General features: G+C 69.0%; 22 protein-coding genes. 5 read left to right on the top strand and 17 right to left on the bottom strand.

Translation table 11 applies throughout. The features are described 5' to 3' along the window. Positions 1-7: 7 nt before the first annotated feature. The 9 genes from ACYJSS_RS11940 to ACYJSS_RS11900 all read right to left on the bottom strand — a co-directional run bounded on the left by ACYJSS_RS11940 (position 8) and on the right by ACYJSS_RS11900 (position 11,089). Positions 8-991: an ABC transporter substrate-binding protein gene (locus ACYJSS_RS11940; protein WP_236205346.1), complete on the bottom strand. Its 984-nt coding sequence runs from the start codon at positions 989-991 to the stop codon at positions 8-10. A 430-nt stretch (positions 992-1,421) separates the two neighbouring features. Then, positions 1,422-2,819: an aspartate aminotransferase family protein gene (locus ACYJSS_RS11935; protein ID WP_236205347.1), complete on the bottom strand. Its 1,398-nt coding sequence runs from the start codon at positions 2,817-2,819 to the stop codon at positions 1,422-1,424. Between the two features lie 16 nt (positions 2,820-2,835). After that, positions 2,836-4,269, bottom strand: coding sequence for an APC family permease (locus ACYJSS_RS11930; RefSeq protein ID WP_236205348.1), 1,434 nt, complete (start codon positions 4,267-4,269; stop codon positions 2,836-2,838). 122 nt (positions 4,270-4,391) lie between these two features. Next, entirely contained in the window at positions 4,392-5,444 is a 1,053-nt protein-coding gene (locus ACYJSS_RS11925; protein WP_236205349.1) for an ABC transporter substrate-binding protein, read from the bottom strand. 147 nt (positions 5,445-5,591) lie between these two features. Further along, the gene (locus ACYJSS_RS11920; RefSeq protein WP_236205350.1) at positions 5,592-7,082 is read right to left on the bottom strand and encodes an aldehyde dehydrogenase; all 1,491 of its coding nucleotides are present in this window, start codon (positions 7,080-7,082) and stop codon (positions 5,592-5,594) included. Between the two features lie 388 nt (positions 7,083-7,470). Then, positions 7,471-8,634, bottom strand: coding sequence for an acetylornithine deacetylase (gene argE, locus ACYJSS_RS11915; RefSeq protein ID WP_236205351.1), 1,164 nt, complete (start codon positions 8,632-8,634; stop codon positions 7,471-7,473). Further along, on the bottom strand, positions 8,627-9,304 hold the full coding sequence (locus ACYJSS_RS11910; protein ID WP_111263677.1) for a DUF1028 domain-containing protein: 678 nt from the start codon (positions 9,302-9,304) through the stop codon (positions 8,627-8,629). Before ACYJSS_RS11910 ends, argE begins: the two co-directional genes overlap by 8 nt. Positions 9,305-9,314: 10 nt before the next feature. Then, positions 9,315-9,743 (bottom strand): RidA family protein, encoded by a 429-nt coding sequence (locus ACYJSS_RS11905; protein WP_111263676.1) that lies wholly within the window; start codon positions 9,741-9,743, stop codon positions 9,315-9,317. Further along, positions 9,743-11,089, bottom strand: coding sequence for a flavin-containing monooxygenase (locus ACYJSS_RS11900; protein WP_111263675.1), 1,347 nt, complete (start codon positions 11,087-11,089; stop codon positions 9,743-9,745). Before ACYJSS_RS11900 ends, ACYJSS_RS11905 begins: the two co-directional genes overlap by 1 nt. A gap of 328 nt (positions 11,090-11,417) precedes the next feature. On the opposite strand from ACYJSS_RS11900, the gene ACYJSS_RS11895 reads away from it, so the two are divergent. Continuing rightward, a complete protein-coding gene (locus ACYJSS_RS11895; RefSeq protein WP_236205352.1) occupies positions 11,418-12,350 on the top strand; it encodes a LysR substrate-binding domain-containing protein in 933 nt (310 codons plus the stop codon). Positions 12,351-12,500: 150 nt separating this feature from the next. Here ACYJSS_RS11895 and ACYJSS_RS11890 read toward each other — a convergent pair whose 3' ends face one another. Genes ACYJSS_RS11890 through ACYJSS_RS11870 form a run of 5 tightly spaced genes read right to left on the bottom strand, consistent with a single transcriptional unit; the run spans position 12,501 to position 17,586 of the window. Next, entirely contained in the window at positions 12,501-13,598 is a 1,098-nt protein-coding gene (locus tag ACYJSS_RS11890; RefSeq protein ID WP_236205353.1) for a DmpA family aminopeptidase, read from the bottom strand. After that, positions 13,591-14,454: an ABC transporter permease gene (locus ACYJSS_RS11885; RefSeq protein ID WP_111264518.1), complete on the bottom strand. Its 864-nt coding sequence runs from the start codon at positions 14,452-14,454 to the stop codon at positions 13,591-13,593. Before ACYJSS_RS11885 ends, ACYJSS_RS11890 begins: the two co-directional genes overlap by 8 nt. Beyond that, on the bottom strand, positions 14,451-15,356 hold the full coding sequence (locus ACYJSS_RS11880; RefSeq protein WP_111264517.1) for an ABC transporter permease: 906 nt from the start codon (positions 15,354-15,356) through the stop codon (positions 14,451-14,453). The genes ACYJSS_RS11885 and ACYJSS_RS11880 overlap by 4 nt, the downstream gene beginning before the upstream one ends. A gap of 12 nt (positions 15,357-15,368) precedes the next feature. Further along, a complete protein-coding gene (locus ACYJSS_RS11875; RefSeq protein WP_236205354.1) occupies positions 15,369-16,484 on the bottom strand; it encodes an ABC transporter ATP-binding protein in 1,116 nt (371 codons plus the stop codon). 43 nt (positions 16,485-16,527) lie between these two features. Continuing rightward, the gene (locus tag ACYJSS_RS11870; RefSeq protein WP_111264515.1) at positions 16,528-17,586 is read right to left on the bottom strand and encodes a polyamine ABC transporter substrate-binding protein; all 1,059 of its coding nucleotides are present in this window, start codon (positions 17,584-17,586) and stop codon (positions 16,528-16,530) included. A gap of 196 nt (positions 17,587-17,782) precedes the next feature. Here ACYJSS_RS11870 and ACYJSS_RS11865 point away from each other — a divergent pair, with 196 nt between their 5' ends. Then, positions 17,783-18,616, top strand: coding sequence for a MurR/RpiR family transcriptional regulator (locus ACYJSS_RS11865; protein ID WP_236205355.1), 834 nt, complete (start codon positions 17,783-17,785; stop codon positions 18,614-18,616). A gap of 594 nt (positions 18,617-19,210) precedes the next feature. Here ACYJSS_RS11865 and ACYJSS_RS11860 read toward each other — a convergent pair. Next, on the bottom strand, positions 19,211-19,516 hold the full coding sequence (locus ACYJSS_RS11860; RefSeq protein WP_236205356.1) for a GIY-YIG nuclease family protein: 306 nt from the start codon (positions 19,514-19,516) through the stop codon (positions 19,211-19,213). 237 nt (positions 19,517-19,753) lie between these two features. Further along, positions 19,754-22,135, bottom strand: coding sequence for a penicillin acylase family protein (locus tag ACYJSS_RS11855; protein WP_236205357.1), 2,382 nt, complete (start codon positions 22,133-22,135; stop codon positions 19,754-19,756). 106 nt (positions 22,136-22,241) lie between these two features. Between ACYJSS_RS11855 and ACYJSS_RS11850 the strand changes: the two genes are divergently transcribed. Both ACYJSS_RS11850 and ACYJSS_RS11845 read left to right on the top strand, forming a co-directional pair. Next, a complete protein-coding gene (locus ACYJSS_RS11850) occupies positions 22,242-23,261 on the top strand; it encodes an AraC family transcriptional regulator (RefSeq protein ID WP_236205358.1) in 1,020 nt (339 codons plus the stop codon). A gap of 115 nt (positions 23,262-23,376) precedes the next feature. Further along, positions 23,377-24,168, top strand: a complete 792-nt coding sequence (locus tag ACYJSS_RS11845; protein WP_111264510.1) for a substrate-binding periplasmic protein — start codon at positions 23,377-23,379, stop codon at positions 24,166-24,168. A gap of 7 nt (positions 24,169-24,175) precedes the next feature. Here the strand turns inward: ACYJSS_RS11845 and ACYJSS_RS11840 are convergent, their stop codons facing one another. Next, positions 24,176-24,757, bottom strand: coding sequence for a DUF6436 domain-containing protein (locus ACYJSS_RS11840; protein ID WP_111264509.1), 582 nt, complete (start codon positions 24,755-24,757; stop codon positions 24,176-24,178). A 133-nt stretch (positions 24,758-24,890) separates the two neighbouring features. Here ACYJSS_RS11840 and bipL point away from each other — a divergent pair, with 133 nt between their 5' ends. Next, the gene (bipL, locus tag ACYJSS_RS11835) at positions 24,891-25,835 is read left to right on the top strand and encodes a phospholipase BipL (protein WP_111264508.1); all 945 of its coding nucleotides are present in this window, start codon (positions 24,891-24,893) and stop codon (positions 25,833-25,835) included. Positions 25,836-25,843 lie beyond the last annotated feature (8 nt).

Raw genomic sequence — 25,843 nt, 5'->3', positions numbered from 1 at the left:
CTTCCCCTTACTGGCTGATGAAGCGGGTGTCGACGAGGTCGTCGTAGCTGACCTCGTAGCGCTTGCCCTGCAGGGTGCTCCAGGTCTCGTTGGCCAGGCGGATCACGCCCTTGATGTCGCCGGGCTTGCCGGGTACGCCGAGCAGCTTCTCGCTCATGGCCTGGTCGTAGAAGCGCACGCCCTTGGCCGCGTTGGCCAGCTCCACCGGGTCGGCCAGGTAGCCGCCGACGCCCTTGGCCATGATCTCGTGGGCCTTCTCGGGGTTGTCCCGGGTGAACTGCACCGCCTTGTACAGGCCCTTGACCAGCGCCTTCACGTCCTCGGGCTGCTTGTCGATCACATCGCAGGACAGCGCCACCACGTCGACGATCACACCGGGGGTCTTGCTGCTGTCGATGAGCACCTTGCCTTCACCCTTCTGGCGCACCAGCGACAGGTGCGGCTCCCAGGTCACGGCGGCGGGCACGCGCCCGGCGATGAAGGCGGTGGCAGCGTCGTCGGCCGTCATGTTCTGGATGTCCAGGTCGGCCATGGTCATGCCGTTGTGCTTGAGCAGGTAGGACAGCCAGAACTGCGAGACCGAGCCCTCGTTCACCGCCACCGACTGGCCCTTGAGGTCCTTCAGGCTGGAGACCTCCTTGCCCACCAGCACGCCGTCGCCGCCGTAGCTCTCGTCCAGCGCGGCGACCGCCTTGAAGCAGAAGTCACTGGAGCGGTACTTGAGGATCTCGTCGATGGTCGAGGCCGAGCCGGAGAGCTTCCCGGAAGCCTGGGCGGCCATGTACATCGAGGCTTCCTCGATGGTGGTCAGCTCGACATCCAGGCTCTGCTCCTTGAAGTAGCCCAGGTCGCGGGCCAGGTACAGCGTGCCGTAGCCGACCCAGGTGGTGTGGCCGATGGACAGGGTGCCCGCCTGCGCGCCGGCGGCGGAGAACGCCAGCGCGGTGCAGGTCAGGGGAAGGGTGAAGCGACGAAGCAAGGACTGGATCATTGGAACACTCCCGCATTAGTTGTTGGAATTGCTGGGCAGTACCGGCCAGGGGCCAAATTCGTTCCGCGCCCCGGCCTGCGTGGGCCTGGGGTCCTGTTCTGCTGCGGCCCCTTCCATGGGTCGTTGGGTGCGTCTGATGCGGCGCATCGCCGTGGAGCGGGACCGGGTCATCGCGGCGCCGGCCCCTCTTGGCCGCCACCTGCGCGCTGTTCTCCGCTTCGTAGGGTGGGCTTCAGCCCACCGTTTCCTCCTGCACCGGGGCCTGGAGACGGCCCCGGTTTATCTAGCCGTTGGGAAGGACGGGGCACGGCTGTGGCCCCGTCGCGGGTCAATGCATCGCTGGTGGGCTGAAGCCCACCCTACGGTGCTGAAGCGGAGCGCCGCCCGGCCCACCCTACGGTGCCGTCATTCCCGCGAACGCGGGAACCCACTAGGCAGCGGGCAAAGCCCCCGCTTCGATCTCCTGGGCCGTGCGTTCCACCGCGCGGCGGGTCTTGTCCACCAGCTCATCCAGCTCGGCACGGGTGGCCACCAGGGCGGGCGCCATGATCATCCGGCCCAGGGTGGAGCGGATGATCACGCCCTCCTCGAAACCGAGGGTGCGGCAGCGCCAGGCGATGTCGTTCTCGTTGTCGAAGCGCTTGCGCGTGGCCTTGTCCTCGACGAACTGCAGCGCCGCCACCAGGCCGGTGCCCTGCACCTCGCCGATCAGCGGGTGATCGGCGAAGACCTCGCGCAGGCACTGCTGCAGGTAGGGGCCGGTGTCGTTCTTCACCTGGGCGACCACGCCCTCGTCGCGCAGCGCCTTGAGGTTGGCGATGGCCACGGCGGCGGCCACCGGGTGCCCGGAGTAGGTCAGGCCGTGGGCGAACACGCCGCCCTGTTCCACCAGCACCTCGGCGATGCGCTTGCCCAGCACCAGGCCGCCCATGGGCACGTAGCCGGAGGTCAGGCCCTTGGCGATGGACAGGGTGTCGGGCTGGAAGCCGAAGTGCTGGTGGGCGAACCATTCGCCGGTGCGGCCGAAGCCACCGATCACCTCGTCCGCGCACAGCAGCACGTCGTACTGGCGGCAGATGCGCTGGATCTCCGGCCAGTAGCTCTCCGGCGGGAAGATCATCCCGCCCGCGCCCTGGAAGGGCTCGGCGATGAAGCCGGCGACGTTCTCGGCACCCAGTTCGAGGATCTTCTCCTCCAGCTGGCGGGCGCAGCGCAGGCCGAACTCGGCCGGCGTCAGGTCGCCGCCCTGGGCGAACCAGTAGGGCTCGTCGATGTGGGCGACATCGGGGATCAGCCCGCCCATCTCGTGCATGAACTTCATCCCGCCCAGGGCGGTGGCCGCCAGTGTGGAGCCGTGGTAGCCGTTCCAGCGGCCGATCATCACCTTCTTCTGCGGCTGGCCGAGGATCTGCCAGTAGCGGCGCACGGTGCGGATCAGCACCTCGTTGGCCTCGGAGCCGGAGTTGGTGTAGATGGCGTGGCTGTAGTGGCCGGGCAGCAGACTGAAGAGCAGCTCGGAGAGCTCCACCACCGCCGGGTGGGTGGTGTGGAAGAACATGTTGTAGTACGGCAGCTGCTCCAGCTGGCGGGCGGCGGCGGCGGCCAGGTCCTTGCGGCCGTAGCCCAGGTTGGTGCACCACAGGCCGGACATGCCGTCGAGGTAGCGCTTGCCGTCGTTGTCCCACAGGTACAGGCCCTCGCCCCGGGTGATCACGCGCGGGCCCTCGGCATTCAGCGCCTTCTGGTCGAGGAAGGCATGGATGTGGTGCGCGGCATCGGACGCCTGGTAGTCCTCGGTACTGCGCTGCGGGGTGATGGGAGCGTTCATGGTCTTCTCCTGCTCGTCAAAGCGGTTCGGGGGAAAGGGCGGCGCGGGTGATCGGCGCCGGCTCGGAAGGGGTCAGCGGCTCGGGCACGAACAGCGGCTTGCGCATCACCAGCCTGATCCAGGCCACGGCGATCACCGAGATCAGGCCGAGCACCACGCCGGCGGTGCCGAAGATCTTCGCGGTCATCTCCGGGGCCGGCGAGACGTGGTAGATGGCAAAGAGCATGCCGGCGATGCCGAGCACCTGGGGCCAGGGGTAGAAGGGCGAACGGAACGGCCGGGCCAGGTGCGGGTAGCGGCGGCGCAGGGCGATCACGTCGATGTGCACGATGATGTAGGCCAGCAGCCAGGCCAGCGCGGCGGCCAGCAGCAACAGGCTGATGGAGTCCGGGTCCTGGCCCAGCAGCAGGATCGGCAGGCCGGTGATGGCGGCGATGAACAGCACCGCCACCCAGGGCGTGCGGGTGCGCTGGCTGAGGCGCTTGAACTGCGGGAAGGCCTGGCCGTTCTGGGCCATGCCGTAGAGCATGCGCGGCAGGGCGGCGAGGGAGGAGTTGACCGTGCTGCAGGTGGCGGTCACCGCGGCGGCCACCAGGAACAGCTTGCCGGCCTCGCCGAACACCGTGGTGGCGAAGAGGAAGTGTGGCAGCGGGTCGGCGGCCAGTTGTTCGCGGGGGATGCACAGCAGCGCGCCGAGGCAGTAGAGGACGATGATGCCGAAGATCAGGGTCAGGCCGATGATCATCGAACGCGGGATGTTGCGTTCCGGGCGGCGCGTCTCCTCCACCAGGGGGCAGACGAACTCGGCGCCGACGAAGCCCCAGATGGCCATGGCCGCCAGGGTCAGCGCGCCGGCTTGCAGCGGGTTCCAGCCCTGGTCCAGGGGCGTGGCCAGGGTGGCCATGTCGCTGCTCACGGCGCCCAGGCCGAGGGCCAGCAGGGTCACCACCATCACCAGGGCGAGGGCGCTCTGCAGGCGGGCGAAGACGTCGATGCCCAGCAGGTTGAAGGCGGTGAACAGGGCCAGCACGCCATAGGCCACCAGCATGGGCGGCAGCGCGCCGGGGTAGACCTTGCCGATGATCAGGTCCAGGAGCAGCAGCTCGGCGGAGAGCGCGAACATGGCCACCACCATGTAGCCGGAGAAGGTGGCGAGGATGGCCGGGAAGTGGCCGATGGCGACTTCGGTGTAGCTGCTCAGGCTGCCGGCGCGGGGGATCATCAGCGCCAGCTCGGAAAACGACAGGGCATAGGTCAGCGCCAGCAGGTAGGCGATGCCCAGGGGAATGATGAAGCCCAGCCCGGCCAGGCCGGCGCCCTGCAGCATCAGCACCATCACACCCTGTGACACCACCAGGCCGACGGCGACCGCCACCAGCGGGCCCAGCCCGAGAACGCGGCGCAGGCCGCCCGATGGCCCCGTGGCAGGGATGGAAACACTCGCACTCATGACGCTCTCCCGATCTTCTTGTTATCCGCCTGCGGCTCAGGGGCCGCCGGCTGGTGTGACGGGTGCACCCGTCGTTCGGCCCCGCCCGCGCAGGGTTTGCCCGGCGCGGACGGCGCCATGGCTCAGCGCGCCGCCCAGGCGTTGAAGCGTTCCTCCAGCTCCTCGCCGTGGTTGACCCAGAATTCCGCGTCCACCAGTTGCGCCTCGGCCAGGTTCGCCGGCGCGGTGGGCAGTTGCGCCTGGGTGGCCGCCGGCAGCTGCGCCAGGGCGTCCGGGCGCACCGGCCCGTAGGGAATCTGGCTGGAGAACTGCTTCTGGGTCTCGGCCTGGCTGGCGAAGGCGATGAAACGCTCGGCCAGGGCCTTGTTCGGGCTGCCGCGGACGATGGCCCAGTGGTCCGGGTCGTAGAGGTTGCCGTTCCACACGATGGCGAGCTTGGAGCCCTCCTTCTGCGCGGCGGCGATGCGGCCGTTGTAGGCGGCGGACATCACCACGTCGCCGGCCGCCAGCCATTGCGGCGGCTGGGCGCCGGCCTCCCACCACTGGATGTGCGGCTTGATCTGGTCGAGCTTGGCGAAGGCGCGGGTCACGCCTTCCGGGGTCGCCAGCACGCTGTACAGGTCCTCGCGCTTCACCCCGTCGGCCAGCAGCGCCGCTTCCAGGGTGTACTTGGCGCCCTTGCGCAGGCCGCGCTTGCCGGGGAAGCGCTTAAGGTCCCAGAAGTCGGCCCAGGAGGTGGGCGCCGACGCCAGCTTGCCGGCGTCGTAGGCCAGCACCATGGACCACACGTAGCTGGCCACGCCGCACTCGCTGAGGGTGCCGGGCATGAAGCTCGCGGCATCGCCGAGCAGGGCCGGGTCGATGGGCTCGAACAGGCCTTCCTCGCAACCGCGCAGCAGTTCGGGGCTCTCCACTTCCACCACGTCCCAGCTGACCTGGCCGATGTCGACCATGGCCTTCACCTTCGACAGCTCGCCGTTGTATTCGCCGGCCACCACCTGGGCCGCGCCGCTCCGCTCGAAGGGGCGGAAATAGGCCGCGTCCTGGGCGGCCTTGGTGGCGCCACCGAAGGAGATCACGGTGAGCTTCGCGGGCTGGGCCTGGGCGATGCCGAGGGTGGTGAGCAGGGCGAGCCCGAAGGCCGTGGACAGGGTGGGACGCAAGGATCTGGACATGAGAACTCCCTCACTACTTTTTCAGTCGTGTTCAGTTGTCGAGGCAGTTGTGGCCCTGGGGCCGGGGCTCCGCGCGTGCACGGGCGCGGATGCTTTTCTTGTCATGGCGGCCGCACGGCGAGGCGCGGCCGGGTCGTCGTCGCGACCTCAGCGCAGCTGGAACCAGGTGGTCTTCAGCTGGCTGTACTTGTCGAAGGAATGCAGCGAGAGGTCGCGCCCGAAGCCCGATTGCCGGCCACCGCCGAAGGGCACGGTGACGTCCAGCGCGTCCACGGTGTTCACCGACACGGTGCCCGCCTTGAGCGCGCTGGCGACGCGGTGGGCGCGGTGCAGGTCGTCGCTCCACAGCGAGGCGGCCAGGCCGTAGACGCTGTCGTTGGCGAGGCGGATGGCTTCCTCCTCGGTGTCGAAGGCGCTGATGGCCAGCACCGGGCCGAAGACCTCCTCGCGGGCCAGGGTCATGTCGCCGCGCACATCGGCGAAGACGGTGGGCTCGACGAAGTTACTCGAGCCGTTGAAGGTCAGGCGCCGGCCACCGGCCAGCAGGCGTGCGCCCTCGCCCTGGGCGCCTTCGATGAAGCCCATGACGCGGCCGGTCTGCGCGGCGTCGACGATGGCGCCGGCGCGGCTGGCGGGGTCCAGCGGGTCGCCGGGCATCCAGTCGCGGGCCTTGGCCAGCAGGCGCTCGATGAATTCGTCCTGGATGGAGCGCTGCACGTAGAGGCGCGAGTTGGCCGAGCACACCTCGCCCTGGTTGAAGAAGATGCCGAAGGCGGCCTTCTCGGCGGCCAGATCGAGGTCGCGGCAATCCTCGAACACCAGGTTCGGGCTCTTGCCGCCGCACTCCAGCCACACCTGCTTGAGGTTGGACTGGGCCGAATAGCCCATGAAGTACTTGCCCACCTGGGTGGAGCCGGTGAACACCAGGCAGTCCACGTCCGGGTGCAGGCCGAGGGCGCGGCCGGCGCTTTCGCCCAGGCCCGGCACCACGTTGAGCACGCCCTCGGGGAGGCCGGCCTCCAGGGCCAGCTCGCCCAGGCGCAGGGCGGAGAAGGGCGACTGCTCGGCGGGCTTGAGCACCACGCTGTTGCCGGCGGCCAGGGCCGGGGCCAGCTTCCAGGCGGCCATGTCGAGGGGGAAGTTCCAGGGCACCACGGCGGCGACCACGCCCAGCGCCTCGCGGGTGATGGTGGCCAGGCTGCCGGGGGCGGTGGGCGCCACCTGGTCGTAGAGCTTGTCCAGCGCCTCGCCGTACCAGGCGAAGACGTTGGCGGCGCCGGGCACATCGATGGTGTAGGCATCCATCACCGGCTTGCCCATGTCGAGGGAGTCCAGCAGGGCCAGCTCCTCGCGGTGGGCCAGCATCAGCTCGGCGAGGCGCAGCAGCACCTTCTTGCGCTCCACCGGCGCCATGCGTGCCCAGGGGCCCTGGTCGAAGGCGCGGCGCGCGCTGCGCACGGCGAGGTCCACCTCGGCCTCGCCGCAGGCGGCGACGCGGGCCAGCAGCTGGTTGGTGGCGGGGTTGATGGAATCGAAGGTGGCGCCGGATGCGGCACTGACCTGGCGGCCGCCGATGAGGGCCTTGTCGATGAATGCCTGCCGAGCAGCTCGCTGCTGCCAAAAGCCGAGATCGAACACGCTGCACTCCCACTCGACCGTCTTCGCGGTCTGGTTGTTATTCGTGACTGGGACTGATGGTGCGACAGAGTTCGGCTTAGGAAAATTATTAAAAATATGCTCGGTGGATAAGAAAAAGCTCGGTAGCGGAAGCACGCGCGCAGCGCCCTCCCGCCCTTGGCTCCAGCCTGGGGCGGCGGGCCTGCAGGGTGCGCCATCGGGGTGCGAAAACACCGGAAAAAAGGGGGCCTGGAGGGGCGTTGGCGGCTGCTCCAACGATATTCGCCCGGCGCATCATCACGTGGTGCGCATGGGCTTTCGTAGGGTGGGTTGAGCGGAGCGAAACCCACGCGGTGGAGGTGGGCAACTCACTCGCCCGCCGCCCGGCCCACCCTACGGTCGCTGGCGGTCAGCCCGGGTTCTCCAGGTAGTCGGCCAGGCGCAGGAGCATGGCGTCGCAGGCGTGGAGCTGTTCGAGGCTGATGAATTCGTCGGGCTTGTGCCCCTGGTCCATGCTGCCGGGGCCGCAGACCACGGTGGGGATGCCGGCCTGGTCGAACAGCCCGCCCTCGGTGCCGAAGGCGACGGTGCCGAAGGCGCTGGAGCCGGCGATCCGCGCCAGCAGCCGCGCGGCGTCGCTGTCGGGCGGGGTGGCGAGGCCGGGGTAGGCGCTCAGGGGGTGCAGGCGGATGGCCGTGTCGGCCTGCACGGCCTGCATCTGCGGCAGCAGTTCGCCTTCGGCGTAGCGCTGCAGCTCGTCCGCCACCTGCTGGGCATCGAAGCCGGGCAGGGCGCGCACCTCGAAGTCGAACTCGCATTCCGCCGGGACGATGTTCAGCGCCCGGCCGCCCTTGATCAGCCCGGTCTGCACCGTGGAGAAGGGCGGGTCGAAGCGCGGGTCGTGGTGTTCGATGCGGGCCAGCCGGGTGCCGATATCGCCCAGCTTGCCGATCAGCCGCGCGGCGTACTCGATGGCATTGACGCCATGGGGGGCGTAGGCGGAATGGCAGGCGGCGCCCTGCACCTGGCAGCGCATGGCCAGCTTGCCCTTGTGGCCGAGCACCGGCTTGAGTTCGGTGGGCTCGCCGATCAGGCACAACAGCGGCTTGTGCGGGCGCTTCTCCAGCTCGGCGAGCATGCTGCGCACGCCGAGGCAGCCGACTTCCTCGTCATAGGAGAAGGCCAGGTGCACCGGCAGCTTCAACGGGCGTTCGAGCAAGCGCGGCACCGCCGCCAGCACCGAGGCGATGAAGCCCTTCATGTCGGCGGCGCCGCGCCCGTACAGGCGGCCGTCGCGCTCGCTGAGGCGGAACGGTTCCACCGTCCAGGCCTGGCCGTCCACCGGCACCACGTCGGTGTGCCCGGACAGCACCACGCCGCCCCGGTCGCGGGGACCGAGGGTGGCGAAGAGGTTGGCCTTGGTGCCTTCGGGGTTGTGGAACAGCTCGCTGTCCACGCCGAAGCCCGCGAGGTAGTCGCGGATGAAGGCGATCAGCTCCAGGTTGGAATCCCGGCTGACGGTGGCGAAGCCGATCAGCCGCTCCAGCAGGTCGCGGCTGCTCGCCTCACTCATCGCCGGGCACCCCGTAGCTGGGCGCTGCGGTGGGGTCCAGGGCGCGGGTGATGTAGTCCTGCATCTGCGGGCGGTAGGCCTGCCAGAGGCCGTCGAGGCGGCCGATGGGGTCCTCGTCGGCCCAGTCCACGCGCAGGTCGACGATGGGCCAGGTGAGGTCGTCCACCACCTTCAGCGCCGCCGAATGCACCGGGCCGGCCTCGCCACCGGCGGCCATCGCTGCGTGCATGGCCGCCAGCAGGCGTTCGGGCAGCAGCCCCGGCGCGTTTTCGAAGGCCTGCACCATGGCGTCGATCACGGCGGTGCCCGAGAGCAGGTTGCCGGCCGCCACGCACTGCTCGCCGGCCACGGCGTTGTGCAGGCCGAGGGCCTCCTTGCCGCTGAACAGCGCGGTGCGGCCCTGGCCGTCGATCACCGTCACCTGGCGGTACTGGCTCCAGCCGTTGGCGTGCAGCGCCCGGTCCAGGGCGGCGGCGGGTTCCAGGTGCTGGTGCTCCAGCAGGTCGAGGATCTGCGGGCCCAGGGCCGGCAGGGTGACGTTCTGGGTGGCCACCGCGCCGACACCGGCGCGCAGCCAGGGGCAGCGGGCGCCGACGGCGATGCTGGAGGAGCTGATGGCGATGCCCAGCTGCCCGGTTTCCGCGCAGCGGCCGATGATCGAGAAAGTCATGGTTCGCTCCTCAGCCCTTGGGCTGCCAGTCGTCCGGGATCACCGCGATCACGTCGATCTCCATCAGCCACTGGGGCTGGCCCAGGGCCGAGACCACCAGGCCGGTGGAGATGGGGAACACGCCCTTGAGCCACTTGCCCACTTCCTGGTAGACCGGTTCGCGGTAGCGCGGGTCGACCAGGTAGGTGGTGGTCTTGACGATGTGCGAGAGGTCGCTGCCGGCTTCCTCCAGCAGCTGCTTGAGGTTCTTCATGGCCTGCTCGGTCTGCGCGCGCGGGTCGCCCAGGCCCACCAGGTTGCCGTCGAAGTCGGTACCGACCTGGCCGCGCACGTACACGGTATTGCCGGCGCGCACGGCCTGGCAGAGGTCGTTGTCCAGGGACTGGTTGGGGTAGGTGTCCTTGGTGTTGAACATGCGGATGCGGGTATGGGTAGGCATCAACTTACTCCCATGATGCTGGCTTTCTGGGCGGGAGAATCGGCCTGCGGGGCCCTGGGGCTGCCGTTCAGGCCGCCTTCCTGCTGGCGCTGCGAGGCGTCGCGGTAGGCGAGGTACTTGCGTTGGGTGGCGATGTGGTCGGCGATGTGCCTGGCGTCGTGCCATACGCCCCAGATGAAGGTGGAGCCACGGCGTGAAAGCCAGGGCAGCCCGACGAAATACACGCCCGGTTCGCTGGAGACGCCGCGCTGGTGCTTCGGCTTGCCCTGGTCGTCGAAGGCGTTCACCTGCAGCCAGCTGAAGTCCACGGAGTAGCCGGTGGCCCAGATGATCGAGGTGACACCGGCGGCGGCCAGGTCCAGCTCGAGCAGCGGGTGGGTGATGCATTCCGGGTCCGGCCGCTTGCGGCGCGCCTCGGGCTCCTCCGGCAGGTCGAGGCCGTTGCGGGCGATGTAGGCGTCGGCGGCGTCCAGCAGCGACAGGTAGTTCTCGTCGCCCCGGGCGATGTTCCCGGCCAGGTCGTCATTGAATTTCGCCACGCCGTTCTCGAAGGATTTCGTCAGCCCCACCAGGGTGATGCCCTGGCTGGCCAGGTCGCGGAAGTCCACGGTGTGGCCGCCACGGGCGCCGCTGACGGCGATGGTGACGTGCTCGCGGCCCGGTTGTGCGGCTTCCGCGTCCCACAGGCCGAGTACGCCCAGCCACCAGCAGAAGTCGCGGTTGCGGTAGCTGCGCGGCGGGCGGTCATGGGCGCCCACCGACAGGTAGACCTTGCGCCCGGCCCGCATCAGTTCGTCGGCGATCTGTACGCCGGAGGAGCCGCCCCCGACCACCAGCACGGCGCCTGCGGGCAATTGCTGCGGGTTGTAGTAGGCGGCGGAGTGGAGCTGGTGGATGCTGCCTTGCGCCGGGGCGATGGCGGGGATCACCGGGCGCTGGAAGGGGCCGGTGGCGGAGACCACGCGGTTGGCCTGGATCACGCCGATGGAGGTCTCGACGGTGAAGCCCGGGCGATCGGGGTTGCGCACCACCTTCTTCACCTCGACGCCGGTGCGGATCGGCGCGTTGATCTGCCGGGCGTAGGCGACGAAGTAGTCCGCCACCTGCTCCTTGCCGGGGAACTCATCCGGGCCGACGTCGAATTCCATGCCCGGGAAGCGGTCGTGCCAGGCCGGGCCGTTGGCCACCAGCGAATCCCAGCGCCCGCTGCGCCAGGCTTCGGCGATGCGGCTGCGCTCCAGCACCAGGTGCGGCACGCCGAGCTTGCCCAGGTGTTCGCTCATGGCCACGCCGGCCTGTCCCGCGCCAACGACGAGCGTATCGATTTCTATGGTTTCAACGGTCATGTGTCTGTCCTTCTGCAAGGCGATTCGCGGTTGTCGGGCGGTGCTGCGGGGCGGGACGGGGACGAGGCGCGAGGTGGCCGGGGGGCGGACAGGCTGCACGTGCTCGCCGACCGTCTGCGCGGTCCGGGCTTCGTGGGTCGAGTGCAGCGGATGGTGCGATAGAGCTCGGCCGAGGAAAATTATTAAAAATATGCTCGGTGGATAAGAAAAAGCTCGGCAGCGCGGCAGCCCATGCCGCGGTGCCTGGGGTATGTTTCGCAGGGACGATCCCGCCCACAACCAGCTGCCCGGCCATGACCGCAGGTGGCACGCGACGCCGAGGTGCCCCGTGGCGAACTACACCCTGCGACAACTCAAGTACTTCGTGACGACCGTGGAGTGCGGCAGCGTGGCCGAGGCGTCGCGCAAGCTGTACATCGCCCAGCCGTCCATCTCCACCGCCATCAAGGGGCTGGAGGAGAGCTTCGGCGTGCAGCTGTTCATCCGCCACCACGCCCAGGGCGTGTCGCTCACCCCCAGCGGCTCGCGCTTCTACCGCAAGGCCCAGGACCTGCTGCGCATGGCCTGGGAGTTCGAGCAGAACGCCCTGGCGGTGAACGACGTGGTGGCCGGGCAGATCGACATCGGCTGCTTCGAGACCGTGGCGCCGCTCTACCTGCCGGGGCTGATCGCGGGTTTTCGCGAGCGCTACCCGGGGGTGGAGATCCGCATCGGCGATGGCGAGCAGCAGGAGCTGGTGCAGGGCCTGACCGCCGGGCGCTTCGACCTGGCGATCCTCTACCAGCACGAGCTCGACGCCACCATCGAGACCGACCCCCTGATGCCGCCGCAGCGGCCCTACGCGCTGCTGCCGGAGAACCACCGCTTCGCCCACCAGGCCCAGGTGTCGCTGCGCGACCTGGTGCTGGAGCCGATGATCCTGCTCGACGTGCAGCCGAGCCGGACCTACTTCGTCAGCCTGTTCGAGGAGCTCGGCCTGAGCCCCAACATCGGCTTCAGCTCACCCTCCATCGAGATGGTGCGCGGCATGGTGGGGCAGGGCTTCGGCTTCTCGGTGCTGGTCACCCGGCCCCATTCCGAATGCACCTACGACGGCAAGAGGGTGGTGATGGTGGACATCGCCGAGCCCGTCACCGGCTCCGGCCTGGTGGCCGCCTGGCTCAAGCGCGCGCAGCTGACCAAGCCGGCGCAGCTGTTCGTCGACTACTGCAAGGAACACCTGCCCGGCGGCAGCGCGCCGGTGCCCGCCCCGGGCGATTGACCACCGGTGGGAGCGAATTCATTCGCGAAAGCGGCGTCTTGCGGTTTGTAGGATGGGTAGAGCGAAGCGAAACCCATGCGGTTACGGGTCGCTCCGCATCGATGGGTTTCGTACCTCTACCCATTCTACGAAGAGCGCCGGTGCCTGGGGCTAGGCCTCAATCCGCCCCGCTTCCTCCAGCAACGCCTGCAACCGCTCGCCGTCCAGCGCCGGGCAGATGCCGGCCGGCTTCTGCATCACGGCGTCCTCGGCGGCGAGCATGGCGTTGAGGATGGCCTCGTCCGTGCTTTCCACCGCCGCCAGGTAGAGGGCGTCGATGTGTTCGTCGTTGAGGCACTCCAGGCTGAAGCGCCCGCCCGGGGTGAGCTGCGGCAGGGAGCGCGGGTTGGCCACGCTGAAGGCGAGGAAGATGTCCCCCGAGTTGTTGCCCCCCGGCGTGCCGCCCAGGCCGATGCCGAGGCCGGCGCGCTGGGCCAGGCGGCGCAGCTGGTGGGGCAGCAGCGGGGCGTCGGTGGCGAGCACGACGATGATCGAGCCGCGCTCGCGGTCCAGCCCCTGGGGCTGCTCGCCCAGGGCCTTGCCCACCGGCACGCCGAGCACCTTGAGCCAGTCGCGCTGGCCGTGGTTGGCCTGCACCAGGGCGCCCAGGGTGTAGGCCTGGCCGTCGATCTCCAGCACCCGCGAGGCGGTGCCGGTGCCGCCCTTGAAGCCGTAGCAGATCATGCCGTTGCCGCCGCCGACGTTGCCCTCGGCGATGGCGCCGTCGCGGGCGTCCGCCAGCGCCGCCAGGGCATCGGCCTCGGTGACGTGCTGGCCGTTGATGTCGTTGATCACCCCGTCGTAGGTCTCGGCCACCACCGGCATCGCCCACAGGTGGCTGGCCTCCCAGGCCTGCGCGTAGTGGTCGATGGTCCAGCGCGTGGCGGCGTGGTGGACGATGCCGACGCTGTGGGAGTTGGTGATGCACACCGGCCCGACGAAGTAGCCGCCGTGCTCGATCCAGTGGGTGCCGGTCATCTCGCCGTTGCCGTTGAGGGCGTGGAAGCCCGCCCACACCGGCTGCGGCTCGCGCTCCAGGCCCCGGGGGAGGATTGCGGTGACGCCGGTCTTGATGCGCTTGCCGCTGGCGGCGATGCCGTCGAGGGTGCGGTAGCCGACGCGCACGCCGGGCACATCGGTGATGGCGTTGTTGGGGCCGGGCCGGCCGGGGACGGCCAGCCCGAGTTCACGGGCGCGTGGTTTAGCCATGGGCATTCTCGGCAGGGGACGTGGCGGGCTTGCGGTTGCGCAGGTAGAGCCCGAGGGAGGCGATGAGCAGCGAGGCGATCAGCAGCAGGGTGGCGATGGCGTTGATCTCGGGCTTGATGCCGCGGCGGATCATCCCGTAGATGAACACCGGCAGCGTGGTGGCATCGACCCCGGAGATGAAGTAGGTGATCACCAGGTCGTCCATCGAGATGATGAAGGCCAGCAGGGCGCCGCCGAGCACGCCGGGGAGGATCTGCGGCAGGGTGATGCGGCGGAAGGTGGTCCAGGGCGAGGCGCCGAGGTCCGCCGAGGCTTCTTCCAGGCGCGTGTCCATCCCCGCCAGGCGGGCGCTGACGATGAGGAACACGTAGCTGATGAGGAAGGTGCAGTGGCCGATGATGATCGACGTCTTGCCCAGGGGGATGCCGCTGCCGACGAAGAAGATCAGCAGGGCGATTCCGAGGACGATGTCCGGCATCAGCATCGGCAGGAACAGCAGCACCCGGTAGAAGCCCTGCAGGCGGAAGCGGTAGCGCGCCAGGGCGAGGGCGGTGAGGGTGCCGACCAGGGTGGCGATCAGCGTGGTGCTCAGGGCCACGATGAGGCTGGTGCGCAGGGCGGCCACCAGCTGGTCGGTGGACTCCACGTAGAGCGCGTTCTCGTTCAGCGCGCTGGAGAGGCCGAACAGGGTGCGGTACCAGTCCAGGCTGGCGCCGCTCCAGATCATCATGTTCACCGGGTTGGCATTGAACGAGTAGGCGACGATCAGGGCGATGGGCAGGTACAGGAAGGCGAAGAAGGCCAGGCTGTAGCCGCCGAGCAGGCCGCGCCCCAGGCGGGCGATGAGGGCGTTCATGCCAGCCCCTCCTTCACCTGGGCGCGTGACTGCCAGCGCACGTAGAGCAGCAGGAACACCAGCATGGCGGCCATGATCAGCATCGCCAGGGCGGCGCCGAAGGGCCAGTTGCGCGCGGCGAGGAACTGCTGCTCCACCAGGTTGCCGATCATCACCACCCGCGCGCCGCCCAGCAGCGAGGGCACGATGAAGTTACCCAGGCTGGGGATGAAGACGATGATCGAGCCGGCGGCGATGCCCGGCAGGGTCAGCGGGAAGACGATGCGCCAGAAGCTCTGCCAGCGGCTGGCGCCGAGGTCGGCGGAGGCTTCCAGGAGCTTGCGGTCGAGCTTCTCCACGCTGGCGTAGATGGGCATGAACATGAAGGGGATGAAGATGTAGGTCATGCCGATCAGCACGGCGGTTTCGCTGTAGATCAGGTTCAGCGGCCGGTCGGCCAGGCCCAGGGCCTGCAGGGCCAGGTTGAGGAAGCCGGTGGGCCGCAGGATCAGCACCCAGGCGTAGAGCCGCACGATCAGGCTGGTGAAGAACGGCAGGGTGATGAGGAAGAGGAAGAAGTTGCGCCGCCGCTCCGGCTGCCGCGCCACCCAGAAGGCCGCCGGGTAGCAGACCGCGAGGGTGAGCACGACGGTGATCGCCGCCAGCTTGAACGAGCGCAGCAGGATCTCCAGGTAGACGATGTCGAACTCTTCGTTGCTGCCGTCGGCCCAGCCGAGGATGCGGCCGAAGTTGTCCGGGTAGAAGGACCACTCCACGCCGCCGTACAGGCCCGGCTCCAGCAGGCTGTAGAGCGCCATGATGGCCATGGGCACGAGGAAGAAGCCGACGATCACCAGGGTCGCCGGGCTGAGCAGGGCCACCAGGCGCAGGCGTGCGCGGGCGGCGAGGGAAAGCGAAGTCATGGGCGGTTCTCCCTAGGCCAGCAGCAGGTGCGGAGCATCGGTGGCGTACCACAGCTGCACCCGCGCGCCGGCTTCGAGCGTGCTCATCAGCTCCCGCGAGGGGGCGCGCAGTACCGCCTTCACCGGGCTGCCGTGCAGGGTGCGCACGCTGAGTTCGAAGTCCTTGCCGATGAACACCTGTTGCAGCACGCGGCCTTCGATGCAGGCGTGGCGGGCCGGGTTGCCCGGGCAGGCGAGGTGGAACTGCTCGGGGCGCAGCATCGCCTGGAGCTTCTGCCCCGGCGCCAGGTCGGTGCGGCGCAGGCGCAGGGTGTCGCCCTGGGCGGTGGCGAACTCCACGGCGTCGCCGTGGTGGCGGGTGACGCGGCCGTCGAACAGGTTGCTCTCGCCGATGAAGCCGGCGACGAAGGCGTTGGCCGGGCGGTCGTAGATGTCTTCCGGGCTGCCCAGCTGCTGCACGTGGCCGCCGTTGAGCACGACGATGCGGTCGGACATGGTCAGCGCTTCTTCCTGGTCATGGGTGACGAAGACGAAGGCGATGCCCAGCTCGCTCTGCAGGTTCTTCAGTTCGCGCTGCATGCTCTGGCGCAACTGGCGGTCGAGGGCCGAGAGCGGCTCGTCGAGCAGCAGCAGGGCGGGCTTGTTGACGATGGCGCGGGCCAGGGCGATGCGCTGCTGCTGGCCACCGGAGAGCTGACCGGGCTTGCGCTTCTCCAGCCCCGCCATGCCCACCAGTTCGAGGGCGTCGGCCACCTGGCGGTTGCGCTGGGTCCTGGCCACGCCACGGATGTCCAGCGCGTAGCCGACGTTGTCGCCGACGCTGAGGTGGGGGAACAGGGCATAGCTCTGGAACACCGTGTGCACCGGGCGCAGGTGCGCGGGTACGTCGTTCATCCGTTGGCCCTGGATGCGCAGCTCGCCGCCGTCGAGGCCCTCGAAGCCGCTGATCACCCGTAGCAGGGTGGTCTTGCCGCAGCCGGAGGGGCCCAGCAGGGTGACGAATTCATTGCCGCCGACGCACAGGTCGACGCCATCGAGGGCGCGGACGGCGTGGCCTTCCGGGGCACGGTAGTGCTTCACCGCAGCGGTGATCTGGACCACCGGTGCACTGTTGACGATGCAGGTCATGGAGAACTCCGGCGGGCGCGGGCGCGCCCGCGCTCTTGCTGGCTCAGTTGGCGGTGCGCACGCGGGTCCAGGCGCGGTCGTACTTCTTCAGGTCCTTGCCCAGGTCGTTGAAGATCTGCAGCTTGGCCATGACATCGGCCGGCGGGTTGACCTGCGGGTTGTCGCGCAGCTCGGCGGGCAGCAGCTTGAGCGCCTCGCGGTTGGGCGTGCCGTTCATCTGCTGCCGGGTGTTGAGGGCGGCGATCTCGGGGTTGAGGAAGAACTCCATGAAGCGCTTGGCGTTGGCCTTGTTCGGTGCGCTCCTGAGCACGCACATGTCTTCCTGGTACATCGTCGCGCCTTCCCTGGGGATGACGTAGGCGAGGTTCTGCGGGTCCTGCTTCACGTACATCATGGCGCCGACGAAGTAGTGTGCGGCGGCCACGTCGCCCGACTGCACCATGGGCACGCTGTCGTAGGTGAAGGCCGAGACCAGCGGCTTGCGCTCCAGCAGCCACTGCTCGGAGACCTTGAGGTCGGCGGCATCGGTGGTGTTGACCGACTTGCCGTTGACGATCAGGCCGACGCCCAGGGTCTCGCGCATGTCGTCGAGCAGGATGACCTTCTTGCCGGACTCGGCCAGGGCGAAGAAGTCCGCCCAGGATTCGATGGGGCGGTCCACCTTGGTCTTGTTGTAGAAGATGCCGACGGTGCCCCAGGCGTAGGGCAGGCACTGCTCGCCCCTGGGGTCGGACTTGGCGCGGAGGAAGGCCGGGTCGATGTTGGCGAAGGCCGGGCTGGCGCCGATGTCGGTCTTCTCCAGCAGGCCCAGGGCGGACAGGGTGTCGTGCATGTGCACGGAGGGGAACACGATGTCGTAGCCGGTCGCACCGGCCTGGAGCTTGGCGAGCATTTCCTCGTTGCTGCCGTAGGTGTCCAGTGACACCTTGATGCCGGTCTCGGCGGTGAAGCGCTTGAGCACCTCGGGGTTGATGTAGTCGCCCCAGTTGTACAGGTGCAGCTCCTCGGCGGCCTGTGCGGCGCCGACGGTGAAGGCCAGGGTGGTGGCGAGCAGCGGCGCGGCGAGGCGGCGCAGAGGATGCAGCAGGGGATGAGCGGGCATGTTCCTGTTCTCCGTTCTGGGCCCGGCGCGGCTGGCGCGGGCCTGGCTGGGGCAGCTCTTGCATGGCCGATGGGCCGAAGGGATAGCGGAAGAAACGGTGTTTTTATTTTTTGCCTCGCCGTGGAGCATAAAGTATGTTTCTTCCATCGATCAATACATTGACATTAATCTTCCAAAAATAGACAGGGAACCGGGCATGCTGGACAGCAAAGTGGAGCAGATCGACGGCAAGCTGACGCCGAACGAACGCACCCTGTGGGCCTATATCCAGGCGAACCTGGAGACCATCGCCTTCGAGAGCGGCGCCAGCCTGGCGCAGAAGAGCGGGGTCAGCCCCAACACCGTCAGCCGCTTCCTGCGGCGCCTCGGCTACAAGGGGCTGAAGAGCCTGAAGGAGGAGCTGCGCGACGACATCCGCGTGCAGTCGCTGCTCAACACCACCCTGATCGAGCGGGTGGAGAAGCAGCCGGATGACCTGCTGGACCATCTCAACGAGGAGATCGACGCCCTCGTCAGCTTCGGCAACCAGCTCAACAGCCAGCACTGGCAGGACATCGTCACCCGTGTCGCCGAGGCCGAGCGTGTGTTCGTTTGCGGCTTCCAGACCATCCGCGGCCTGGCCGAGGACTTCGCCAGCCGCCTGTCGCTGGTGCGTTCGGGGGTGGAGTTCCTCGACCTCTACCGGGGTGTGCTCGGGCAGTGGGTGGACAGCCGCGACGAGCGCTGCTGCGTGGTACTGATCGACATCGCCCCCTACGCCGATGTCGGCATCGCCTTCGCCAACACCCTCAAGGAGGACACGGACCTGGTGGTGTTCACCGATGAATACGGCATCGCCCGGCACATCTCCACGCCCTGGATCGTCACCATGAAGACCAAGACCGGGCTCATCCTCGAATCCACCGGCGGCCTCACCAGCGCCCTCAACGTGCTGCTGCACTGCGTCGCCTCCAGGCGCAAGGGCGAGCTCAAGGATCGCCTCGCCGCCTACCGGGCGCGGGTCGAGAGCCTGAAGCTGTATCGGAGCTGAGGGGGCCTTGTCCGCTGGATGGGGCTTAGTGGGCCCCCGCGTGCGCGGGGGTGACGGTGGTTGGGGACGTTCCGCTTTATCCGTCATCCTCGCGAATGCGGGGATCCAGTAGAGCCGCTGTTCAGTGGGCCCCCGCATGCGCAGGGGGACGGTGGTTGGGGGCGCTTCGCCTCACTCCGTCATCCCCGCGAACGCGGGGATCCAGTAAGAGGCGCTGTCCAGTGGGCTTCTGCGTACGCGGGGGGACGGTGGTTGGGGGCGCTTCGCCTCACTCCGTCATCCTCGCGAACGCGGGGATCCAGTAAGAGGCGCTGTTCAGTGGGCTTCTGCGTACGCGGGGGTGACGGTGGTTGGGGGCACTTCGCCTCACTCCGTCATCCTCGCGAACGCGGGGATCCAGTAAAAGGCGCTGTTCAGTGGGCTTCTGCGTACGCGCGTGTGACGGTGGTTGGGGGCGCTTCGCCTCACTCCGTCATCCCCGCGAACGCGGGGATCCAGTAGAGCCGGTGTTCTTGGGCCCCCGCATGCGCAGGGGTGACGGTGGTGTGGGGACGTTCCGCCTCACCCCGTCATCCTCGCGAACGCGGGGATCCACTAAAAGCCCTGGCTGACCAGTTCGTCCCACAGGTCGAGCCACTGTGGGTTCGTCGACTCGATCAGCTCCACCTTCCACTCCCTGCGCCATTTCTTCAGGCGCTTCTCGCGCTGGATGGCCTCCAGCATCGACCCGTGCATTTCGAAGTAGACCAGGCGTTTGATGCCATGACGTTGGGTGAAACCGTCCACAGAGCTGTTGCGATGCATCCAGATGCGCTTCACCAGGTCGGAGGTGACGCCGATGTAGAGGCTGCCGTTGAAGCGGCTGGCCAGGATGTAGACGGCGGGCTGGCGGGTGGCCATGGAATTGCTCCTCGGGATGGGAGCGGATCATGGTGCTATCAGTCGTTCTGAGAGGCTTCCGAACATCGGGTAGGGGATTTCTGGCGTGGCGGGTTCAGTGGATTCCCGCATTCGAAAGGATGACGAGGTATGCGGAACTTCGCGCCACCCCGTCACCCCCGTGAATGCGGGGGGGCACCCAAAGGCCCAAAGAACAGGGCCCCGCATCCGCGGGGCCCGGTCATGGCTGGTCGCGACCTACCTGGCAGGCACCAGCTTCAGCGTTCCCTGGGTATTGGCCTTCACGTCCTCTTCGCTCATGTGCATGGGCACGTACTCGCCCTTGACGTAGCGCTCGGCATGGTCGTCGTAGTGGCGGTCGAAGACCACGCCACTCTGGCCCACCGGGTTGATGCCGATGGCGTGGGCCGGATCGGCCATGTCGACCAGGCGGCGGGTGGAGGGGCCGTAGACCACTTCCCAGGGCGCCGGGCCGACGCGGTTGGACAGGTTGTTGGGCACCTCGTGGCCGCCGGGTGCGGCGAAGGGGCCGACGTTGAACAGCTTGTCCAGCGGCTTCTGCATGCCCAGCGGGTGGCCATGGGTGAGTGTGTGGGCGCGGCCCCAGGCCCATTTCGAACCGTCCGCGCCGAGGGTCTGCTTCAGGTGGGCGAGGCTGGCCTGCCAGGCGGCCTTCACCGTATCGGCACGGGTCTCGCGGGCGTCGGTGCCGCGCACGTCCCACCAGGGCGAGTCGGCGTCGGCGGCCAGGCGCGGCAGGGCCACGTCGAGCACGCGGGTGGACAGCAGGTTGTCGAAGAAGGCGTCGCCCAGCTCGTCGTGGAAAGCGCCACGGGCCAGCTCGTAGACCAGCTGTTCGAAGACGGTCGCGGCAGTGGAATCCAGCGGGTGGTCGCCCTGCCAGGCGGCCAGTTGCTCGATGAGGGCGCGCTCGGCGTCGTCGGCCGCGGCGGCGCGCAGCTCGCCCAGCAACGGGGCGAGCAGGCGCGGGCCGTAGCCGGTGGCGGTTTCCAGCTGCAGGGCGCGGCTGTTGTCCTGGTCCCACTTCACGTCCTTCTGCGCGAGCAGCTGGTCCAGGCGCTGGCCGCGGTCCGGCAGGTTGTAGTAGCCGGGGATGGCGACGCCGGTGGGCGACTGCGGCTGGTAGTTGGCCGAGACGATGTAGCCGCGCTCGGGGTTCTCCTCGTGGGGGTTGGCGCTGAAGGGCAGGTAGCCGGGCTTGTCCGCCTGGCCGCTGGCACCGTCGAGGATGAAGTAGGGGTTCACCCCGTCCGGGCGCTGCGGCAGCTTGGCCGAGGCCCACCAGCCGATGTCGCCGGCGGCGTTGGCCCAGACGACGTTGAGGCCGGGGGCGTGGATCTTCTCGGCGGCGCTGCGGGCCTTGTCCAGGGTGTCGGCGCGATTGAGCTGGTAGAAGGCGTCGAGGATGGGGTTCTCGGTTTCGAGGAAGGCCCACCACATGGCGATCGGGGTCTTGCCGGGGGTGGCTCCGAGGGCGTCGTTGACGATGGGGCCGTGGGGCGAGCGGCGCAGGGTCAGCTTCACAGGGTCTGCGTCCTTGACCTGGATGGTCTCCTCGCGGCTCTTGAGGTCCACCCACTGGCCCTGGTACCAGACCTGGTTGGGGTTGTCCGGGTTGACCTTCTCGGCGATCAGGTCGAGGTCGTCGTTCTGGAACATGGTCAGGCTCCAGGCGAACTGCCCGTTGTGCCCCAGCGATGCGGTGGGGTTGAGCGCCTGGTAATGGCCGTAGAGCTCGAAGCCGGGGTAGGAGGCCTGGGCCTCGTACCACACTGCCGGGACGGCGAAGCGGATGTGCGGGTCGCCGGCCAGCAGGGGCTTGCCGCTGGCGGTGCGGCTGCCGGAGACGGCCCAGGCGTTGCTGCCCTCGAACTGCGGCAGGCCGGCTTCCACCAGGGCCTGGTGGCTGAGGCGGGCGAGGCCGTTGAGGGCCTGCCAGTCGCTGGCGGCGAGCTTCGGCCCGACCACGCCCTCGGGGTGCCAGTCGAGGTCGAAGACCTTGAGGTAGTCGGCGCCCAGCTCGTCACGCACGTAGGTCAGCACCGGCTCGGTCCGGAAGGCGGCGGCGAAGCTGTAGGCCATGTAGCCGGCGACGGAGAGGGTGTCTTCCACGGTGAAGGGGCGCTTGGGGATGCCCAGCAGGTCGAACTCCACCGGTGCCGGGCGGCTGGCCTGGTACTGGTTGATGCCGTCGAGGTAGGCCAGCAGGGCCTTGGCGGCGGGGCTGTCCATGTCCATCTTCTTCGCGTAGACGGCGGCATGCTGGCGCAGCTCCAGGGTGCGGAACATGCGGTCGGTGTCGACCAGGCGGGCGCCCAGCACCTCGGCCAGTTCGCCCCGGGCGAGGCGGCGCAGCATCTCCATCTGGAACAGGCGGTCCTGGGCATGGACGAAGCCCAGGGCGCGGTACATGTCGGCCTCGCTGGCGGCCTGGATATGGGGCACGCCGCGTTCGTCGTAGCGGACGCTGACCGGTGCCTGCAGGTGCTCCAGGGCCAGCTCGCCGTCGCGCAGCGGCTTCTTGCCCTGGGCGTACCAGGCGCCACCGGCGGCCACTGCGGCCACGATCACGGCAAGGGCTGTGAGAGTGCGTTTCATGGACGGTTCTCCTTGTTGTAGTGGGCGCATTCTGCGCAGCCGGCAGCACGCTCGCATTGACCGAATGCAGCGAAGCGCAAAGCATAGGGTCAAAACCGGAGGCCCCATGATCCCGCCCCTGCTGCCACGTACCGCCCTCACCCACTCCTCGACCCTGCGCCGCCTGCTCTACGAGGCACTGGCCGAGCTCGGCCTGGACCCGACCGACACCTACCGCCGGGTCTACGGCCAGCCGCCGTCGGTGCCCTGGCTGGACGGCCGCGAGGACCACGACAGCGCGCCGCGTTTCTGGCAGGCGCTGGCGGCGATCACCGGCGACGAGGACATCGGCCTGCACCTGGCCGAGGTGATGCGCCCGCGCCCCATGGACGTGATGGGCTACCTGCTGCAGTCGGCGCGTGACCTGCGCCAGGGCCTCGACGCCTTCGTGCGCTACCAGCACGTGGTTTCCGGAGGCTTCGCCGCGCGCCTGGAGGAGGACGGCGAGCAGGCGCGCCTGGTGATCGACCTGCACTACCGGGGCATCGGCCACCTGCGCCAGCAGGTCGAGTGCGTGGCGCTGCTGATGCAGCGAACCCTCGCCAGCATCATCGGCGGCCCGTTGCCGGTGCTCGGCGTGAGCTTCCGCCACCCGCGCCCGCGACGCCTGGGGGAGCACCGGCGGCTGTTCGCCATGGAGCCGTCGTTCGGCCAGCGCCATGACGCCCTGGTGCTGCCCCGCGAGCTGCTCGGCCGGCCCCTGGGCAGCGCCAGTCCGCGGGTGTTCGAGGTGCTGTTGCAGGAGGCTGCGCTGCAGCTGGAGCAACTGGTGGAGAACCAGTTGCTGGAGCGGGTGCGCTACTGGCTGGCGCTGCACATGGAGCGTGGCGATTGCACCCTGGCCGCCTGCGCCGCCGCGCTGGGGCTCGGCCGTAGCGCCCTGCAGCGCAGCCTGGCGGAGCAGGGCAGCAGTTTCCGGGCACTGCACGACGAGGCACGGCGCATGCGCGCGCGGGAGCTGCTGGCCGAGGGGCAGGGTATTCGCGAGGTGGCCCGGGCCTGCGGCTTCGCCGAGCTGTCGCCCTTCTATCGCGCCTTCCGCCGTTGGGAAGGGGTCACCCCGCGCGCGCTGGGTCGCGACGCCTGAGCGCCTGCGCTGGACTATGCTCGGTCAACCGCTCGCGCGGTGAACCGGCGTCTCAGGGAGGGCACGCCGTACGGGCAGGGAGGCGGTCGATCCCACCCGGACGAGGGTTGCTGGGATGCCTTACCGACTCATCGCAGGTTGCCTGCTGGCGGCCAGTCTCGGTCTCGAAGCTTCCGAGCCGGTGAAGATCTGCCTGGGCGACAGCAACGAGTGGCCGCCCTACACCTTCTGGGAGCGCCGGGATGGCCAGGCGGACCGCGAGCACCTCAGCGGCTCGGCGACGACCCTGGTGTTCACCGCCCTGGACCGCCTCGGGCTGGCCTACGAGGTGACCTACTGGCCCTGGGCACGGGTGCAGCAGGAACTGGCCGGCTTCGCCGAGCGCGGCCGTTGCGAGATGACCTGGGACGCCAGCTACACCCGCGAGCGCGCCGCCTTCGCCCACTACAGCGAGCCGCTCTACCGCACCCGCCTGGGCCTGTTCTATTCGAAGCAGCGCTTCCCCCGCTCCCCCGGCATCAACGGGGCCGCAGCCCTGAGCAACTTTCGCCTGTGCGGGGTGATCGGCTACAACTACGAGCCCTACGGCCTGGTGCGCGAGCCCACGCGCTACGCCAGCGTGCAGCAGAACCTCGACCTGCTGCAGCACCTGCGCTGCGACTTCTTTCCCAGCGAGATCGAGCCCCTCTACGGCGGCATCGCCCTGGGGGCGTACCAGGGGCACCCCGACCTCGGCTTCGTCGAACTGCCGGCCAGCAAGGCCTTCTACCTGCTGCTGAGCAAGGGTTCGCCCCGGGGCGAGCAGTTGCTGCAGGCGCTGAACCAGGAATTGCGGGTGCTGCGTGAGAGCGGCGAGGCCGAGGCCATCTTCCAGCGCTTCCAGCCGGTGCAGTTGAAGGAACGCTGAGCGCAGGTCAGTGCGCTGTTGCGTCGGCCCAGGCACAGAAGCAGCCCACCGCCAGGGTGTTGCTGGCCTCCACGGGGCGGTCGGCCATCAGCGCTTCGAGCACCGGCTCGATGAAGCTGTTGGCGGAATTGCAGGTCAGCCCCTCGCTGTAGGGGCCGAAGTAGGCGAGGCGGCCCTGGCGGTCCCAGATCGCCACGGCGGGACTGGCCGGCAGCTGCTCGCTGCCCGGCAGCGCCTCGATCTCGCGCAGGGCCTGGAGGTTGGCCGGCAGGTTCCCCTCGCTGCCGGGCTTGCGCACCCGGTAGAAGTCGACGCCGCGTGGCCCATAGCGCTCCAGCAGTTCCGCCAGGTGCTGCTGGTTGCCGACGTTGCAGGGGCAGGCCGGGTCCCAGAAGTGCACCAGGCGGATGTGGCCTTCGCCGGCCAGCGCCGCGGGCAGTTGCAGGTTGGCACCGGAGAACACCGCCGCGCGCTGGTCGAAGGGGCGCAGGTAGCGACCTTCGAACCACCAGAAGGCGACGGCCATGGCCACCAGCCAGAGGGCGACGAGGATCAGGCCGAGCAGGGTCTTGCGGGTGGGGCGGCGCATGGGGGAACCGGTCAGATGGGGGCCGATAGCTTGCCATGAGCGGCCGCTCAGCTGAATATCGGCAGCCTTCGCGCCCGTGCCGCCGTGACCACCCGGTCCGGCCGCTCCCCTGCACAGCCCCTTGGAAGTACCGATGCCAGACGCCCCGAACCCCGATCAGCTGCGCGCGCTCCTGCGACCCTTGGCCGCAGAGGGGGACGAGCCGGAAATGTTCAGGGCCTACCGTGCCTACTACGGGCTGGATTTCCCGGCGCGCGGGGACAGTGTGCGCAGCCGCCTGGGCTGCGTGCAGGTCGCCGGCCATTGCGTGGCGACCCAGGCCTGGTGGCCACGGGAGCCGCGCGGCACGCTGGTGTTGCTGCATGGCTACTACGACCACATGGGGCTTTACCGCCACGTGATCGACTGGGCGCTGGGGCTGGGCTTCGCGGTGATCGCCTGCGACCTGCCGGGCCACGGCCTGTCCAGCGGTGCGCCGGCGAGCATCGGTGACTTCGCCGAGTACCAGGCCACCCTCACGGCGCTGCTGGGCGAGGCCGGGCGCCTGGAGCTGCCAGCGCCCTGGCACCTGGCCGGGCAGAGCACCGGCGGGGCGATCGTCCTCGACTTCCTGCTCAACGGCGCGGTGCCCGACGGGCTCGGCCGCAGCCTGCTGTTCGCGCCCCTGGTGCGCCCCCGCGCCTGGGGCTGGTCGAAATTCAGCTACCGCATGCTGCGGCCCTTCGTGGAGTCCATCCCGCGGCGTTTCAGCGTCAACTCCAGCGACGCCGAGTTCATCGACTTCGTCCATAACCGCGACCCGCTGCAGCCGCGCAACCTGCCCACCGCCTGGGTCGGCGCGCTGGCGCGCTGGGTGCCGTACATCGAGGCGTCGGCGCCCTGTGGGCACAGCCCGCTGGTGATCCAGGGCGATGCCGACATGACGGTGGACTGGCGGCACAACCTCAGGGTGCTGGATGACAAGTTCGCCAGTCCCGAGGTGCTGATGCTGGAGGGGGCGGGGCACCACCTGGTGAACGAGGCGGCGCATTACCGGGAGCGCTACTTCGCCTTCCTGCGCGAGCGCCTGGGGCTCTAGGCCGGCGT

It is taken from the genome of Pseudomonas sp. No.21, assembly GCF_054558415.1.
Note: the sequence above shows the minus strand (reverse complement) of the source record. Positions and strands in the feature narration are given on the sequence as shown.